The 15,421-nt window shown below is 43.5% G+C and carries 17 protein-coding genes and 2 pseudogenes; 7 read left to right on the plus strand and 12 right to left on the minus strand.

Translation table 11 applies throughout. The features are described 5' to 3' along the window. Positions 1–9: 9 nt before the first annotated feature. The 4 genes from rpoD to rpsU form a co-directional block, all read right to left on the minus strand. A complete protein-coding gene (rpoD, locus tag QUE24_RS07165; RefSeq protein ID WP_286305918.1) occupies positions 10–1,854 on the minus strand; it encodes an RNA polymerase sigma factor RpoD in 1,845 nt (614 codons plus the stop codon). 89 nt (positions 1,855–1,943) lie between these two features. Continuing rightward, complete coding sequence (gene dnaG, locus QUE24_RS07170) at positions 1,944–3,560, minus strand: DNA primase (RefSeq protein ID WP_286305919.1); 1,617 nt, start codon at positions 3,558–3,560, stop codon at positions 1,944–1,946. A gap of 174 nt (positions 3,561–3,734) precedes the next feature. After that, on the minus strand, positions 3,735–4,196 hold the full coding sequence (locus tag QUE24_RS07175) for a GatB/YqeY domain-containing protein (RefSeq protein WP_286305920.1): 462 nt from the start codon (positions 4,194–4,196) through the stop codon (positions 3,735–3,737). 29 nt (positions 4,197–4,225) lie between these two features. Beyond that, positions 4,226–4,441, minus strand: coding sequence for a 30S ribosomal protein S21 (gene rpsU / locus QUE24_RS07180; protein ID WP_007144284.1), 216 nt, complete (start codon positions 4,439–4,441; stop codon positions 4,226–4,228). A 140-nt stretch (positions 4,442–4,581) separates the two neighbouring features. On the opposite strand from rpsU, the gene tsaD reads away from it, so the two are divergent. Beyond that, positions 4,582–5,589: a tRNA (adenosine(37)-N6)-threonylcarbamoyltransferase complex transferase subunit TsaD gene (gene tsaD, locus QUE24_RS07185; RefSeq protein ID WP_286305921.1), complete on the plus strand. Its 1,008-nt coding sequence runs from the start codon at positions 4,582–4,584 to the stop codon at positions 5,587–5,589. A gap of 1 nt (position 5,590) precedes the next feature. On the opposite strand, the pseudogene plsY reads toward tsaD, so the two are convergent. Continuing rightward, positions 5,591–6,186 (minus strand): annotated as a pseudogene (gene plsY / locus QUE24_RS07190) (glycerol-3-phosphate 1-O-acyltransferase PlsY). Between the two features lie 79 nt (positions 6,187–6,265). Here plsY and folB point away from each other — a divergent pair. Beyond that, positions 6,266–6,616: a dihydroneopterin aldolase gene (gene folB, locus QUE24_RS07195; RefSeq protein ID WP_286305922.1), complete on the plus strand. Its 351-nt coding sequence runs from the start codon at positions 6,266–6,268 to the stop codon at positions 6,614–6,616. Next, positions 6,616–7,122, plus strand: a complete 507-nt coding sequence (gene folK / locus QUE24_RS07200; protein ID WP_286305923.1) for a 2-amino-4-hydroxy-6-hydroxymethyldihydropteridine diphosphokinase — start codon at positions 6,616–6,618, stop codon at positions 7,120–7,122. Before folB ends, folK begins: the two co-directional genes overlap by 1 nt. On the opposite strand, the gene QUE24_RS07205 is transcribed toward folK, so the two are convergent. Further along, entirely contained in the window at positions 7,081–7,800 is a 720-nt protein-coding gene (locus tag QUE24_RS07205; protein ID WP_286305924.1) for an SDR family NAD(P)-dependent oxidoreductase, read from the minus strand. The two genes, folK and QUE24_RS07205, sit on opposite strands and share 42 nt — an antisense overlap. A gap of 13 nt (positions 7,801–7,813) precedes the next feature. On the opposite strand from QUE24_RS07205, the gene QUE24_RS07210 reads away from it, so the two are divergent. Further along, entirely contained in the window at positions 7,814–8,989 is a 1,176-nt protein-coding gene (locus QUE24_RS07210; protein WP_286305925.1) for a class I SAM-dependent methyltransferase, read from the plus strand. 61 nt (positions 8,990–9,050) lie between these two features. Here QUE24_RS07210 and QUE24_RS07215 read toward each other — a convergent pair whose 3' ends face one another. The 6 genes from QUE24_RS07215 to QUE24_RS07240 are packed head-to-tail and all read right to left on the minus strand — an operon-like array spanning position 9,051 to position 12,634. Then, positions 9,051–9,920 carry a hypothetical protein gene (locus tag QUE24_RS07215; protein ID WP_286305926.1) on the minus strand — a complete coding sequence of 290 codons (870 nt, stop codon included), beginning with the start codon at positions 9,918–9,920 and terminating at the stop codon, positions 9,051–9,053. A 15-nt stretch (positions 9,921–9,935) separates the two neighbouring features. Next, entirely contained in the window at positions 9,936–10,976 is a 1,041-nt protein-coding gene (locus QUE24_RS07220; RefSeq protein WP_286305927.1) for an NAD(P)H-dependent glycerol-3-phosphate dehydrogenase, read from the minus strand. Between the two features lie 16 nt (positions 10,977–10,992). Continuing rightward, positions 10,993–11,484: a protein-export chaperone SecB gene (secB, locus tag QUE24_RS07225; RefSeq protein WP_286305928.1), complete on the minus strand. Its 492-nt coding sequence runs from the start codon at positions 11,482–11,484 to the stop codon at positions 10,993–10,995. A 17-nt stretch (positions 11,485–11,501) separates the two neighbouring features. After that, positions 11,502–11,759 (minus strand): glutaredoxin 3, encoded by a 258-nt coding sequence (grxC, locus tag QUE24_RS07230; RefSeq protein ID WP_343749747.1) that lies wholly within the window; start codon positions 11,757–11,759, stop codon positions 11,502–11,504. Between the two features lie 26 nt (positions 11,760–11,785). Beyond that, positions 11,786–12,205 carry a rhodanese-like domain-containing protein gene (locus QUE24_RS07235; RefSeq protein ID WP_286305929.1) on the minus strand — a complete coding sequence of 140 codons (420 nt, stop codon included), beginning with the start codon at positions 12,203–12,205 and terminating at the stop codon, positions 11,786–11,788. Positions 12,206–12,235: 30 nt separating this feature from the next. Next, positions 12,236–12,634: an ArsR/SmtB family transcription factor gene (locus QUE24_RS07240; RefSeq protein ID WP_414673369.1), complete on the minus strand. Its 399-nt coding sequence runs from the start codon at positions 12,632–12,634 to the stop codon at positions 12,236–12,238. A 58-nt stretch (positions 12,635–12,692) separates the two neighbouring features. Here QUE24_RS07240 and gpmI point away from each other — a divergent pair. The 3 genes and pseudogenes from gpmI (at position 12,693) to QUE24_RS07255 (ending at position 15,397) form a co-directional block, all read left to right on the plus strand. Continuing rightward, positions 12,693–14,223: pseudogene (gene gpmI / locus QUE24_RS07245) on the plus strand (2,3-bisphosphoglycerate-independent phosphoglycerate mutase). 8 nt (positions 14,224–14,231) lie between these two features. After that, on the plus strand, positions 14,232–14,924 hold the full coding sequence (locus QUE24_RS07250; protein WP_286305930.1) for a murein hydrolase activator EnvC family protein: 693 nt from the start codon (positions 14,232–14,234) through the stop codon (positions 14,922–14,924). Positions 14,925–14,980: 56 nt separating this feature from the next. Next, a complete protein-coding gene (locus QUE24_RS07255) occupies positions 14,981–15,397 on the plus strand; it encodes a murein hydrolase activator EnvC family protein (RefSeq protein WP_286305931.1) in 417 nt (138 codons plus the stop codon). Positions 15,398–15,421: the final 24 nt, after the last annotated feature.

Genomic DNA, 15,421 nt, shown 5'->3' on the forward strand with positions numbered 1-15,421 from the left:
TTGACTAGCTTACGAACCTTCTGAATCTAGGAAGCTTCGTAATTGATCAGAACGTGAAGGATGGCGCAGTTTACGTAATGCTTTCGCTTCAATCTGACGTATACGTTCACGTGTGACGTCAAATTGTTTGCCTACTTCTTCAAGCGTATGATCGGTATTCATATCGATACCAAAACGCATACGTAAAACTTTTGCTTCTCTCTCTGTCAGGCCGTTTAATACGCCTTGAGTCGCTTCACGCAAGCCTTCTATTATCGCAGAATCTGAAGGTGAAATCACGTTCACATCTTCAACAAAATCACCTAAATGTGAATCTTCATCATCACCGATCGGTGTTTCCATCGAAATTGGCTCTTTAGATATCTTCAGTACTTTACGTACTTTATCTTCAGGCATATCGACACGTTCAGCTAACTCATCCGGTGTCGGCTCACGCCCCATCTCTTGTAGCATTTGGCGGGCAACACGGTTCAGTTTATTGATTGTCTCAATCATATGCACAGGAATACGAATAGTGCGTGCCTGGTCGGCAATTGAGCGGGTGATCGCCTGACGGATCCACCAGGTTGCATAGGTTGAGAACTTATAACCACGTTGATATTCAAATTTATCAACGGCTTTCATCAAGCCAATATTACCTTCCTGAATCAAGTCCAAGAACTGCAAGCCACGGTTTGTATATTTTTTCGCAATAGAAATAACCAGACGTAAGTTCGCCTCAACCATTTCTTTTTTCGCGCGGCGGGCTTTAGCCTCTGCAATCGACATTTGGCGTGAAATTTCTTTTATTTCAGAAATTGACATGCCACGACTTTCTGCAATCTCAGCTAAAACTGATTGTGCAGCAATGATTTCGTCGTGATGCTTCTTAATGGTAGAAGAGTAATGTTTTTTGGCTCTGATATGCTTATCAGCCCAGTTAACATTGCTCTCATTACCTTGAAATGAATCAATAAAATCACGGCGATTCATGCGAGCTTGCTCTACTACGATATCCATAATAATTCTTTCTTGATTACGGATTTCGTTGACCGTATCGCTCATTAAGACATTGAGATAAGCCAATGTTTTTGGAGTGAGTTTAAACTCCATAAATTGAGCACTTGCCTGTTCGCGTAACGTCTCAGCTTCTTTATCTTCAGCTTTCAGATAGGCATTAAAGCTGTCTTTTAATGCTTCAAACCGAACCCGCGCTTCTTCAGGATCGATTTCACCTGAATCATCATCATCACTGACGTTGTCTACGCTATCGTCATCATCGTCATCATCTGAATCGCTGTCAGAATCATCATCTGAGTCGTCATCTGTATCGCTGAGATCATCCTGCTCTTCTACCAGCTCTTCTGCTGAAACAAAGCCTTTTATTAGCTCATTCAGACGCATTTCCCCTGCTTCTACAGCGTCATACAGCTCTAAAAATGATGAAATACATGCAGGATATGTTGATAGCATCATCAGGCTTTCACGCAAGCCCGCTTCAATGCGTTTGGCAATGACAATTTCGCCTTCGCGTGTCAGAAGTTCGACCGAGCCCATTTCACGCATATACATACGCACTGGATCAGTAGTTCGACCAAATTCGCCATCAGAGCTTGCTAGGACAGCAGCAGCTTCTTCATCGGAGACTTCGTCGTTCGACGAAACCGCTTCAGCAAGACGCTCCATTTCATCGGTATCCATGCCATCTTCGTGGACCATAATACCGAGGTCACTAAACATGCTGACAATATCTTCGACCTGATCAGCATCTACCAAATCTTCCGGAAGATGATCATTAATCTCACCATAGGTGAGATAACCACGTTCTTTACCTAAGGCGATCAGTTCCTTAACGCGTGATTGTTGATCTTTCATGCAGCCCCTTTAACCCTGTGACGCTTATAGACGTGAACACTTCATTATACTGAAATGACAAATTTATTGCATCAAATTAACATAAACATTTATTTCTGCGATAACCGTAACTCAGCTTTTTCTGCTTCGGTTAACTCACTGAGCGGTTTTGACTCGAGATAAATTCGTCGTTGTTCCTTAGCTTGTTTTTGTAGTTGCGAAAATATACCGAGCAACTCGTGTTTGAGCTCATCAGCTGACAAACTCAAACTTTGCAGCGCTAACTTCTCAAGATGCGCACCATTTTCCCTGTCGCGCCAACGTTCTAGAAGTGCCGCAGTAGTAAGATGGGGATACTGATGAAGAGTTTCAAGCAATTCTTTAAGAATATTCACACCTGGTAACTGAAGAGAACTAATCGATGCTGTGTCATCAATCTCTCTCGCCAATATGGGATATTGCAGAAGAATGCTAATAGCTAGCCTTAATGGCGTCATGGTCGCTAATGTTTGCTTCTTTGGTGCTCTCTGCAGTCTCGATGCGGGCTTCTCTATATGCCTGTTTAATGTAGCGATATTAGTTTGGCTTAACTCCGCTAAACGTTGTTCTAACATATCCCTATAGACCCCCGCTGGAACATGTTTCAGGTATGGCTTGGTGATTTCTACCAGACGAGCGCGTCCATCCATTGAACTGAGGTCAACCTTCTCGGTTAACCATGTGAAGAAAAAATCTGAATAATTTTGGGCATGTAGCACTTCTGACTCGAATGCCTCTGCACCATGCCTTCGCACCATACTATCGGGGTCTTCACCATCGGGCAAAAACATAAACTTCAGTTGCTGATTACCACCCAACATAGGTAATGCATTTTCCGCTGCTCGCCAGGCAGCTTCTCTACCTGCACGATCGCCATCGAAGCAAAAAACCACCTCCGGACTGGCCCTTAATAATTGTTTTAAATGATCTGGTGTGGTTGAAGTACCCAGTGTGGCAACTGCATTTGTAATACCATGTTCGGCCAAAGCAATAACATCCATATAACCTTCAACAATGAGTACTCGTTCAAGTTTACGGTTCTGTTTTTTTGCCTGATAGAGGCCGTACAGTTCTGTTCCTTTATGAAAAATCGGTGTTTCAGGCGAGTTAAGGTATTTTGGTGTTGAATCGTCTAATACTCGACCGCCAAAACCAATAACTCGGCCTCTGCGATCACGAATTGGAAACATAAGACGATGTCGAAAGCGATCGTAGGTCCGTCCAGTATCATTTTTGATCAACAAACCGGCATCCAGAAGCTGTTTAACTTGTGCTTGAGAAGAACCAAAGGTTTTTAAAACATTATCCCAACCATCTGGCGCCATACCGATGCCAAACATTTCAACTGTTTTTTTAGATAACCCTCGAGTCTTTAAATAATCCACAAAAAGCTGTCTGTCGGGGTGAGTTTGTAACTGATGGACGTAAAATTGGCTGACTTTATCCATCAAGTCATAGAGGTTTTTCTGTTGCGGAGATTGCGAGACATTTTGTGTGGTCGGCACAGTCATCCCCACATGATCAGCTAGTTCCTGAATAGCTTCAGGAAAACTAAGTTGATCGTATTCCATGAGGAATCCTATTGCTGTGCCATGTGCACCACAGCCAAAGCAATGATAAAACTGCTTTTCCGGACTAACTGTAAACGAAGGAGTTTTTTCATTATGAAAAGGACAGCAGGCATGCAAATTCTTGCCTGCTTTTTCAAAGCAACCCGGGCATCTATGATATCTACGATATCAACCCGGGCTAGCAGTTCATCAATGAATTGTGGGGGTATTTGACCAGCCATATCTGGTATTATGGCTGAATTTTATTGAAAATATTAACCATATCTTATGAGATACGGCAGCGTTGCTGTTTTAATTGCTTAACGCTGATTTTACTTTTCCACTAACTGCGGCCATATCAGCACGGCCTTGAATTTTTGGTCGCAACACATTCATGACTGCGCCCATGTCTTTAATACTGCTTGCATCAGCTTCTTCAATGGCTGTTTGGATTTCTTGAGCAACCTCTTCTTCAGATAGCTGCTCAGGCATGAACTCTTCAATAACGGCAAGTTCAGCTTTTTCGATATCCGCCAAATCTGCACGAGAGGCATTTTCATACTGTTCTAATGCTTCACGACGTTGTTTGCTCATCTTTGTCAGGATGACAACAATATCGTCATCAGAAAGGTCAACCCGGTTATCTACTTCAACTTGCTTAATCGCTGCTGAAATTTGACGAAGCACGGCAAGACGTTCTTTGTCTTTCGCACGCATAGCGTCTTTTATGCTGTCTTGAATAGTAACTTTTAACGGGCTGGCTTCTGCAGGCATGGTATTGGACTTGTCTCTGAATAACGATTTTAGTAAAGACGGATACGGCTTGCGTTTTCGCGAGACAGTTTCTTCTGGTGACGTTTTACGGCTGCTGCTGCGGCACGTTTACGTACAGTTGTTGGTTTTTCATAAGCTTCACGAGCACGGGCTTCGGCAACAGTGCCAGCTTTTTCACATGCACGTTTAAAACGACGTAGAGCGACGTCAAATGGTTCGTTCTCTTTAACTCTTACTGCAGGCATTCAAAAAACTCCCTAAACAATTCTTGTATGGAAACCCCTAATTGTACGAAATATTTACCGGAAAGCAAACAGTTAAATCACTTTATTTATAAAAAAGGGCATAATAGTCACGTTTACTCACAATATAGTTTAGGTAAAAAATGCGTGTTTTAGGTATTGAATCTTCCTGTGACGAGACAGGTATCGCCATTTACGACACTGAAAAAGGTTTATTAGCTCATCGCTTATTTAGCCAAATAGCTATGCATGCCGAATATGGTGGTGTCGTCCCAGAGCTGGCTTCGAGAGATCATATTCGTAAAACCTTACCTTTAATCGAAGAAGTATTATCCGAGGCAGGATTATCCAGAAGTGATATTGATGGCATTGCATACACGGCTGGACCAGGTTTAGCTGGTGCATTACTGGTTGGCGCCGCGATAGGTCGCAGCCTTGCCTGGGCTCTCAATATTCCTGCCTTAGCGATAAATCACATGGAAGGGCATTTATTATCTCCTTTACTCGAAACACCATCTCCAGCCTTTCCTTTTGTCTCATTACTCGTGTCAGGTGGTCATACTTTGCTAGTGGATGTAAAAGGGGTTGGCCAATACGAGCTACTGGGTGAATCCATTGACGATGCCGTTGGCGAGGCTTTTGATAAAACAGCCAAACTACTTGGGATGGATTATCCTGGTGGCCCCTATCTGGCTGCCAAGGCCGAACAAGGTATTGCCGATCGCTTTGTTTTTCCTCGTCCGATGACCAATCGACCTGGCCTCGATTTTAGCTTCAGTGGCTTAAAAACATTTGCTATGAATACCTGGCTGGACACAAAACAAACGGAACAGGATAAAGCGGATATTGCTTTAGCTTTTCAGACAGCTGTTGTCGAAACCCTCGCTATCAAATGTAAAAGAGCCCTCAAACAAACAGGGCATAAACGTTTAGTGGTGGCCGGAGGCGTGAGTGCCAATAAAGCGCTTCGTCATAAACTAGACTCGATGAAGGGCGTTGAAGTGTTTTATCCGCGACAAGCATTTTGCAGTGATAATGGCGCTATGATTGCTTTTGCAGGCGCCATGCGCCATGAGGCAATGAAATATCAAGATGTGCCAAGTTTTACTGTCAGACCTCGCTGGCCGCTGAATGAACTCAGCCCACCATAAACTAACCAGATTTAGATTCTTCTTTAGCGAGCAAACGGCGTATATTGCCATGATGTCGGGCAATCAATAGCAGTGCTGTCAGCAAGATAATCCAACGTGCATTAACACTGTCAATCAGCCACAAGCTGTAGACGGGTGTTAAGCCAGCAGCCACGAGGGCAGATAGCGATGATATTCGTGTCGCAGCAAAGATAATTAACCACGTCGCTAAGCCTGCAGCAGCCAGAGCAGGGGACAAAGCAATAAAACCGCCCAACGCTGTCGCGACTCCCTTACCCCCTTAAACTCAAAGAAAACGGGGAATAAATGTCCTAAAAAGGCTGCGAATGCCGTACCCGCTACCCATACCATTTCAAGACCGACTGCATGTGCCACTGCAACAGGAATGACACCTTTTAGAACATCAAACAGCAATACGGTAGCGGCAAGCTTCTTTCCTCCAAAACGCAGCACATTAGTGGCTCCAGGGTTGCCAGATCCCTGCGTTCTCGGGTCAGGTAAGCCTGCCAGTTTACAGAGAATGATGGCACTGGATAATGAACCAAAAAGATAAGCGACCACCAATAAGATGACGGGTAAGGTATAAGTCTCAAGCATGATATGATGCTACCTTTTAAAAACGTTGCGACATTATAGGTCGCGAATCAGTGATTGCCACCCTTTAACAGATCGAGATATGGATAAAATTTTTCTTAACGACCTTAAAATCGATACCATTATTGGTATTTACGACTGGGAAAGACACACCCAACAGACCCTGACTTTTGATCTCGAAATGGACTGGGATATTCGTAAAGCTGCGGAAACAGACGACATCAGTAACACTCTCGATTATGGTGCGATCGCCCAAAAAATTGTTAACTTTGTTAAAGCCAGTGACTATCAGCTCATTGAGACACTCGCTGAAGATCTTACGCAGATGCTACTCACTGAATTTTCAATTCCAAAACTCAAGCTGACACTAAGCAAACCTGTCGCTCTTCATGGGCAAAACACCGCGCGGATTGTGATTGAACGAAGCAAATAATGCACAAGAAAAGAAACGGCTACCTGCTTGGATTAGGCTGCAATATTGCGCCTTTTGAGAATTTTTCTCAGATTATTGCCCAGCTCTTGGCACATTTTGCGAGTTTTGATATCAGTCGGGTATTACACATTCCTCCAGTAGGAATGAACAGTCAGCATGACTTCCTTAATGCTGTAATTTTCATTGAGACTGATATATCGAAAGAAAGTCTGAAAGATATCTGTAACGACATAGAAACGACACTTGGACGAGATCGAGCAGATCCTGATCGCAAACATAAAGATCGACCTGCCGACTTAGATATTCTTTGCTCACTGACTGTACCGGATGACCTGAATACTCCTGCCAGACAAGTGACAGATGAGTATTTTCTTTACCCATTAATCGACGAGTTGTTTTTATTCTTAGCTGACAAGCCCATTACGAAGAGCATTCAAAGTGGCACCGCTATCCAAGTGGGTCATTTATCGTTTGGAGAGTCGGCGACCACCATCCACCGCGATTGATACACCGGTCAGAAAAGGGTTATCTAACAAACTTCTTACCGCCAAAAAGACTGGTTCGGCGCCACCTTCACAGCCTAATGGGGTTTCAGACATCATCTGTTGCCTCACCTCATCAGAGTGTGACTCGGTGAATAGCACAGGCCCTGGAGCAACGGCATTGACTTTTATCATTGGCGCATATTTCTTAGCCAACACCAGCATCATATTATGAAGTCCAGCTTTAGTGGTGCCATAAGTATCAAAACGAGCGGTCGGATTTTCCACGTTGATATCGGTAATATGCACGATATCAGCAGGCTTGTTTTCATCTCCCTGAAACTTATTCTTCAAGCCTTCGTTGATAAGAAAAGGCGCCATCATGTGCACATAAAAAAACTGTTCATACTGCTCAGCAGCCTCTGCTAAATCATCTGGTGTGGGTGAAAAAGAAGACGCATTATGGATAACGGCTCTTATAGACTCACAACGTTGTTGGCAATCCTCAATAAAGGTCATTATTGTTTCTGTCGAAGAAAAATCGGCCTGCACTGTTTCGATACCCAAGTCACGCATTTCTTGGACACCCGACGTCTCAGTACGATAATGTGCTAATACATTACAACCTTGTTCATGGAATCGTTTGGCCATATGCAAACCCACTCGACGACTCGTACCTGTCACCAATACAACCTGTTGCAATTGCTGCTCCTTAATGATGAATAATCCAGATACATTATCGACTGTTTCTCCCGAAGCGCAACAGCACAGTGATGCGTTAAAAGAAATCATAAAGACACAGATCTATTCTCAAGCTGGTTCAATTCCTTTTTCTGATTATATGCAAGCTTGTCTGTATACCCCAGGCTATGGATACTACAGTGCAGGCAGTCATAAACTGGGCAAGTATGGTGACTTCACTACAGCTCCAGAGATCAGTCATTTCTTTGGTTATAGTATTGCCACACATATACATGACGTGTTGGTACAGTTAACAAAAAAGCAGATACTCGAATTTGGGGCAGGATCGGGACAGCTGGCCGCCGATATCATGACTTATCTCAAAAGCCAGCACCAGTTACCTGAGTATTATTTCATTCTAGAAATCAGCGCAGATTTACGACAACGGCAACGGGCCTATCTGCAGCAACATATCCCTGAACTTATGGATCGCTTTATTTGGTTGGATAGCCTGCCAGAAAAGTTTGAAGGGGTTATTGTGGCCAATGAAGTATGTGATGCCATGCCAGTTAACCTTATAAAAATAAAAGATAATGAATTATTTGAACGTCATGTTGGCTGGAATAATAACGCGTTCGCATGGCAAGACAGGGCCATCACGAAAGCTGATCTTCAAAAACAAGCTGAGCGTATTCAATCCTTTATTTCAACTGAATATTACGAGACTGAAATCAACTTAACAGCACAGCAATGGCTACAAACTACGGCTCAATCACTAAAAGCCGGCGCCATCTTTATTATTGACTATGGTTATAGCTTTACAGAGTTCTACCGCGAAGAAAGAGAGCAGGGGACCTTATGTTGCTATTTTCGTCATCAAATCAATGATGACCCATTCTTTTTACCTGGGCTGCAAGACATCACGACACACACTGAGTTCTCAACTCTTGCTGACATTGCTTTGGAACAAGATATGGATGTCGCCGGATTCCATGAACAAAGTGATTTTCTAATAGCAGGCGATATCACCTCAATTGCGGCGAAGTGCCATAGTGAAATGACATCAGCTGACTGGCTACAACAAAGTGCGGCTTTAAAGCAGTTATTGATGCCAGGTCAAATGGGACAGCAATTTAAAGTCTTGAGTCTGATAAAGAACATTAATTCACTGCCACGACTTTCAGTAAGTGACAGGCGCTATCAACTCTAAAAAACAGGCACAAAAAAAGGGGCACAAGGCCCCTTTTATAGTAGAAAATGAACCGCTGGAATTATTTCTTCAGCGCTTCCAGTTCTTTTTGTAACTTATCCATTTTTTCACTCATATCAAATAATACTTCTTTGATATTAGCCATATCATCGCGAAGATTGCTGGTTTCTTGCTTATTACGCGCAATATCTTCTTTCAACTCTGGGCTGATGAGTGCATCTTTTGAATCAGCTTGACGTTCTGCAACGGTTTGTAAGACTGTAGGAATATCAATCTCAATCCAGTCTGTTCTTTCTTTACCCGTCTCAGGATCAATGTGATATGACATACCATTATCAAGAGCAACTCTTACAGCAGGTTCTGAGTCAAACTTTCTTGTACCAGGCAGCAAAGGATTAACACGGCGGTCAATTTCCTGACCTGTGTATTGATCTTTGTCACGATAATCTTCATGCAACAAACCGAAGATGATGTTTAAACGTCCACCACTCATGAAAACACGACCACTATCACTTTGACGCTCTTTCGCAATCATGCCCTGATGCACACCAAGGGTCACGAAAGTCACATCTTCATTTGGCTGCGCACGGCTCAATCCGTTCGCTAAGCCATTACTCAGAATTTGTAACTCTGCAGGTGAAAACAAGGGGTTTTGGCGTTGGTTGAACAGTACTTTTTCATTTACATAAAGAGACTCTAAAACCGTACGCATTGTATCTGGAGATATTGAGTAAGGATGGTCGTTAGCCACACCCGGCACATCACGATCGACAATTTTAACGTACTGCAAACCTGTTTCAAATAAGGTTTTTCCCTCTGTAGAAATTTCTACTTCATCAGATTTTTTCAGTGGGTTACCACAACCACTCAGCCCCAGGCTCAGGGCTAAAGCAACGGTCACTGCCGTGCTGTACTTCACAATGCCTCGCATAGATTCTTCCTCGTTTTAGTTAACCCGTTTATTAGCGGGAGGTGTGAGTTCTGCTTTTTGTTCTCTGCATAACAACGTCTGAACGGATTCTCGTGGATCGTACCCTTCAAACAAAATTTTGCATACTTGTTCCACTATCGGCATTTCAATTTTAGCTTGTCGAGCTCTTATCATGACCTCTTTGGCAGCATGCATGCCTTCTACCGTTTTACCTACAGCTTGAACAGCATCTTCAACACTGAGTCCTCTTCCTATCGCCAAACCTAATTGGCGGTTACGACTTTGGTCATCCGTACAGGTTAAAATTAAATCACCAATTCCAGACAAGCCAAACAGTGTTTCAGTTTCAGCCCCTAGTGCTGCGGCTAAACGTCTTATCTCCGCCATACCTCGTGTAATCAATGCTGCTCGGGCATTAGCCCCAAAGCCTAAACCATCAGAAATACCTGCGCTGATCGCTAATACATTTTTCACTGTGCCGCCAATCTGTACTCCCAGCACATCATAAGTTGTGTACACACGTAGTGTCGAAGAGTGAAATAGTCCCGCCAATTGCTCAGCAAAATGCCCCTCTTCCGACGCGACAGTAAAGGCAGTAGGAAGATTAGCGGCAACTTCTGCAGCAAAGGATGGACCGGATATGACAGCCAAAGGATGACTTTCACCTAATACCGAACGAGCAACATCATAGAGCAACTCACCCGTATCTGGAGCCAACCCTTTGGTCGCCCAACTAACTGGCGTTGTCTCTCCAAGCCTTGGCTTGATCATATGCAAGCTTTCAACAAACGCTTTACTGGGAACAGAAACTAGTACATGTCGACAATCACGTATGGCTGTATCGAGATCATCAACAACGGATAAGGCCTCAGGAAAAGCTTGACCTGGTAAATAACGCGTATTCTCACGCGACGACGTCATCTCCGAACGATGTTGTTTATCACGTCCCCATAACCAGGTCTGATAACCATTTCTGGCCATCGCCATCGCCAATGCCGTTCCCCAGGCACCGGCACCTATAACTAATGTTGGTGTTAAATTGGCCTGTTCTGCCACAGCCGCTACCCAAGTCTTAGTGAGTGGTGTTTGATTTTGCTTCGCGGGCTTGTCTTTCTACCTGTTCTTTCTGGTGCAAGTACATCGCATCAAAATTGACTGGCGCTAAGACAAGTTGTGGGAAGCCACCTTTGGTCACCAGATCAGAAACGACTTCTCTGACGAAAGGGAAAAGGGTATTCGGACAATAGCTGCCGACTAATGGTCCCATTTCTTCAGTGGTGTAGCCCGTTAAAGTAAAAATACCAGCTTGTTTGACTTCAACAAGAAATGCCGTCTTATCACCTACTTTTGCTGTGACAGTAACTGACAAAATAATTTCATGTGTATCATCGTCGATACGGTTGTATTCATTACCTAGCTGCAAATCCAATTGCGGACGCCATTCCTCACGGAAAATTTCTGGTGAATTAGGTGATTCAAAAGACACATCTTTTGTGTAAATTTTTTGAATCACAAAACGTGGTTTTTGCTGCTCTTCACCTGCTGCTGTATTTTCTTCAGCCATCTCTATTCCTTCTTGTTTTAAGATTGCGCCAGGAGGCTATCTAACTCTTTGCTGCGATCAATCGCAACTAAATCAGTGTAGCCGCCTATGGCTTTATTATTGATAAATATCTGTGGCACGGTTCTTTGTTGGCTCTTTTTCATCATCTCTTCTCTTTTAGAGGGATCAAGATCCACACGAATTTCGTCGTACTTAACACCTTTACGCTCCAGCAGTTGCTTTGCCATCACACAGTAGGGACAGTGAGCGGAAGAATAAACGATTACTTTTGCCACAATAAAAATCCTGCCATTTTGTTTAATTAACTAAAGAGGGGTAATTTTGCCTCTTTCCATCCATTAATGCCGCCAGTCATCACATAGACTTCTTCGAAGTCATTCGATTTGAACTTTTTAGCAGCATTTTTTGCACGCTGACCACTTGCACATACAATGACTAATGGCTGCGATTTATTTTTTAGCTTACTGATTTCTTCATCCAACTTGGAGAGTGGGAGGTTTACTGAGTCAGCAATATGCCCTTTTTCAAACTCTTCCGGTTCACGCACATCAACAAACTTACCTTTGTACTGATTGACTAGTCGGACTGACTGGTTCACATCAAGCGGATGTAATCCTGTCAGTTTACGATTAATTGCATCGGAAAAAACTAACCAAGCTAATACAATCCATGCCGTGCTTAAAATCCAATGATTAACAATAAACTCGCCCAAATTTTCCATATCAACCCTTAAAGCTGTCTTAAAATTAGATTAATTTTTTGCAGAACAGAATACTTCACGCATCATCTCAATCAAACGAAGCGTTCGTTCATCGTTTACACGATAATAAATGCGATTAGCGTCACGACGAGACATGAGAATCTCTTTTTCACGCAATTTTGCCAAATGCTGGGAGACGTTACTTTGTGTCGTGCCAACATGCTCTACGATATCCTGAACGGATAATTCATTTTCTCCAATCGCGCAGAGAATCTTCAAACGAAGAGGATGAGACATCGCTTTCAGTGCAAATGCAGCACGCTCGATATCATTATCAATCGCGATAGAATCCATGTTTAAAGCTTGTGCCACAATTTTGCCCGTCAGTACCCGTGACTGTATTTCATCACAAAACACCATATAATACACGGCATCAATTCTTAATGACATACAAGACAACGGTGAGTCAGCAGAGAGCCAGACCACCATTCGTTTTAAGGACTAATCAATGACTCAAACACACAGACCTCTGGCGCTCATCATCTTCGATGGATGGGGCTATAGCGAATCCGCAGAAAACAATGCTATTCTCGCAGCAGATACCCCAAACTGGGATAATATGTGGAAAAACTATCCACACACATTAATCAATGCCTCAGGAGAGGGTGTTGGGCTGCCTGGCGATCAGATGGGTAATTCTGAAGTCGGTCATTTGAATTTAGGCGCGGGGCGCGTGGTTTATCAGGAATTTACCCGTATTAGTCTGGCAATCAAGAATGGTGAGTTTTTTAACAATCGTGTTTTGATTGATGCCGTAGAAAAAGCAAAAAAACGGATAACGCGGTACATATCTTTGGCTTACTGTCTGATGGTGGTGTTCACAGTCACGAACAACATCTTCATGCGATGGTCGAACTAGCCGCGAAGCAGGGTGCTAAAAACATTTACGTCCATGCCTTCCTCGATGGACGCGATACACCGCCGAAAAGCGCTCACACGGCTATTGAAAAACTTGAGGACAGTTTTAAAACATCAGGCGCCGGAAGACTTGCTACAGTTATCGGTCGATTCTACGCCATGGACAGGGATAATCGCTGGAATCGTGTCGAAGAAGCTTATCAACTCATCACTGAAGGTAAGGGTCAGTATCAGGCAGCAACAGGCATCGAAGCCCTGCAGGCGGCTTATGAACGAGAAGAGACCGATGAGTTTGTTAAAGCCACTACCATTGGCGATCCAGTGAAAGTGAATGATGGTGACAGCATCATCTTTATGAACTTCCGTTCAGATCGTGCCCGCGAATTGACAGAATGTTTCATCAACCCTGAATTTTCAGGTTTTACACGACCACGACACATCGAAATAGCAGATTTTGTCACACTAACAGAATACAAAAAAGACTTTACCGCACCTATCGCCTTCCCCACAGAAAAGTTACATAACATCTTGGGGGAATATTTATCGGCTCAGGGTAAAACTCAACTACGTATTGCCGAAACAGAAAAATACGCACATGTGACTTTTTCTTCAACGGTGGTCAGGATGCGCCTTATGAGGGTGAGGACCGTATACTCATCCCATCACCTAAAGTGGATACCTATGATCAACAACCTGAAATGAATGCACCCGAAGTCACTGAAAAACTGGTCGAAGCCATTAACAGCGAAAAATACGATGTCATCATCTGTAACTTCGCCAACGCTGACATGGTAGGCCATACCGGTAATTTTGCTGCAGCGGTAAAGGCCATTGAAACACTGGATGTCAGTTTAGGTAAAATCTGGTCAGCAATAGAAAAAGTCGGCGGTGAAATGCTGGTAACCGCTGATCATGGAAACGCCGAGCGCATGGTCAATCATGAGACGGGGCAGCCTCACACCGCCCATACAAACAACGTTGTTCCGTTATTATTCGCGGGTCGTGAAGCCGACTGTGTTGATGGGGGCACTTTGTCTGATATCGCACCAACGATGTTGTCTTTGATGGGGCTGACAATCCCTGATGAAATGAATAAAAAACGATTAGTTCTGCCCAAGTAAACAAAAACGTGACATTAAAGATCTTACTGGCGAGCTTAAGTCTGCTGATCTGTTTCAGTGTTCATGCTGAGACAGATTCAGCGTCACGCTTAGATGACGTTCGTGATGAAATAAAATCCCTAAATAGCGATCTCTCGGCAAAGAAGGCTGACAGGGAAGCTCTGTTCGAGAAATTAAAAAAACAGAGCCGACAAGTTTCTGAACTGAACAAACAGCTGCGAAATATCGAAACCCAAATAGACAATAAACATAAAGAGGTTGAGGCCTTACGTCAGGAAATGGGCATTAAAGAAAAAGAACAAAAACAACAACTAGATGCCCTTTATAGTCAGATACGCACCGCTTTTATTCATGCCGAACCCAGTTATCTTGAACTCTTACTTAATCAGAAAGATATTTCTACTCTGAGTCGAGGCAGTACGTATTTTCGCTATTTCCATCAGGCCAGACAGCAAGAGCTACATAATATTCACCAACTGCTAACCAAGCTTAACAATGAGCAACGTGAAGTATTGCTTGCTCAACAGTCACTGGAAAACATGCTAACTCAACAGCGTTCTAAGCAAACTGAGCTTCAGCAACAAACCGAACAAAGAAAAGCGACATTGGTCGCGCTAGATAAAAGCATCTCCAGCCAAGATAGTCGTTTAGCCTCTTTAAAAGAAGAAGAAAAAACCTACAACAGCTACTCAATTCACTGAGTAAAAAGTCTACACCAACACCACCGGCACCCAAGCCAGGCAAGAAACTCACGGCTGTGAAACCAAACACACCTTTTTCACGTCTGACAGGTAAACTAGATTGGCCAGTGAGTGGAAAAATACTTGCCCGCTATGGTAGCTCGAGAAATCTTGGTAAACTCAAGTGGCAAGGTATCGTCATTGCGTCACCAACTGGAAATGATGTCAAAGCCACAGCAGCCGGCACCGTTGTCTTTGCTGACTGGTTGAGAGGGTTTGGTCTGTTAATCATCATTGATCACGGTGATAAATACATGACCCTCTATGGCAACAATGAATCACTACTGAGAGATGTCGGTGAATATGTTAAGGCCGGCGATGTTATAGCACAGTCAGGCGAACAAGGAATTCGCGGCCTTTCCGGCCTATATTTTGAAATTCGTCACCGAGGCAGCCCAACAAATCCATTAAAATGGTTGGGAAAACAAGGCTGACAAGTCTTATCGATTAAGGAAGGA

It is taken from the genome of Methylophaga marina (assembly GCF_030296755.1).
Taxonomy (GTDB): domain Bacteria; phylum Pseudomonadota; class Gammaproteobacteria; order Nitrosococcales; family Methylophagaceae; genus Methylophaga; species Methylophaga marina.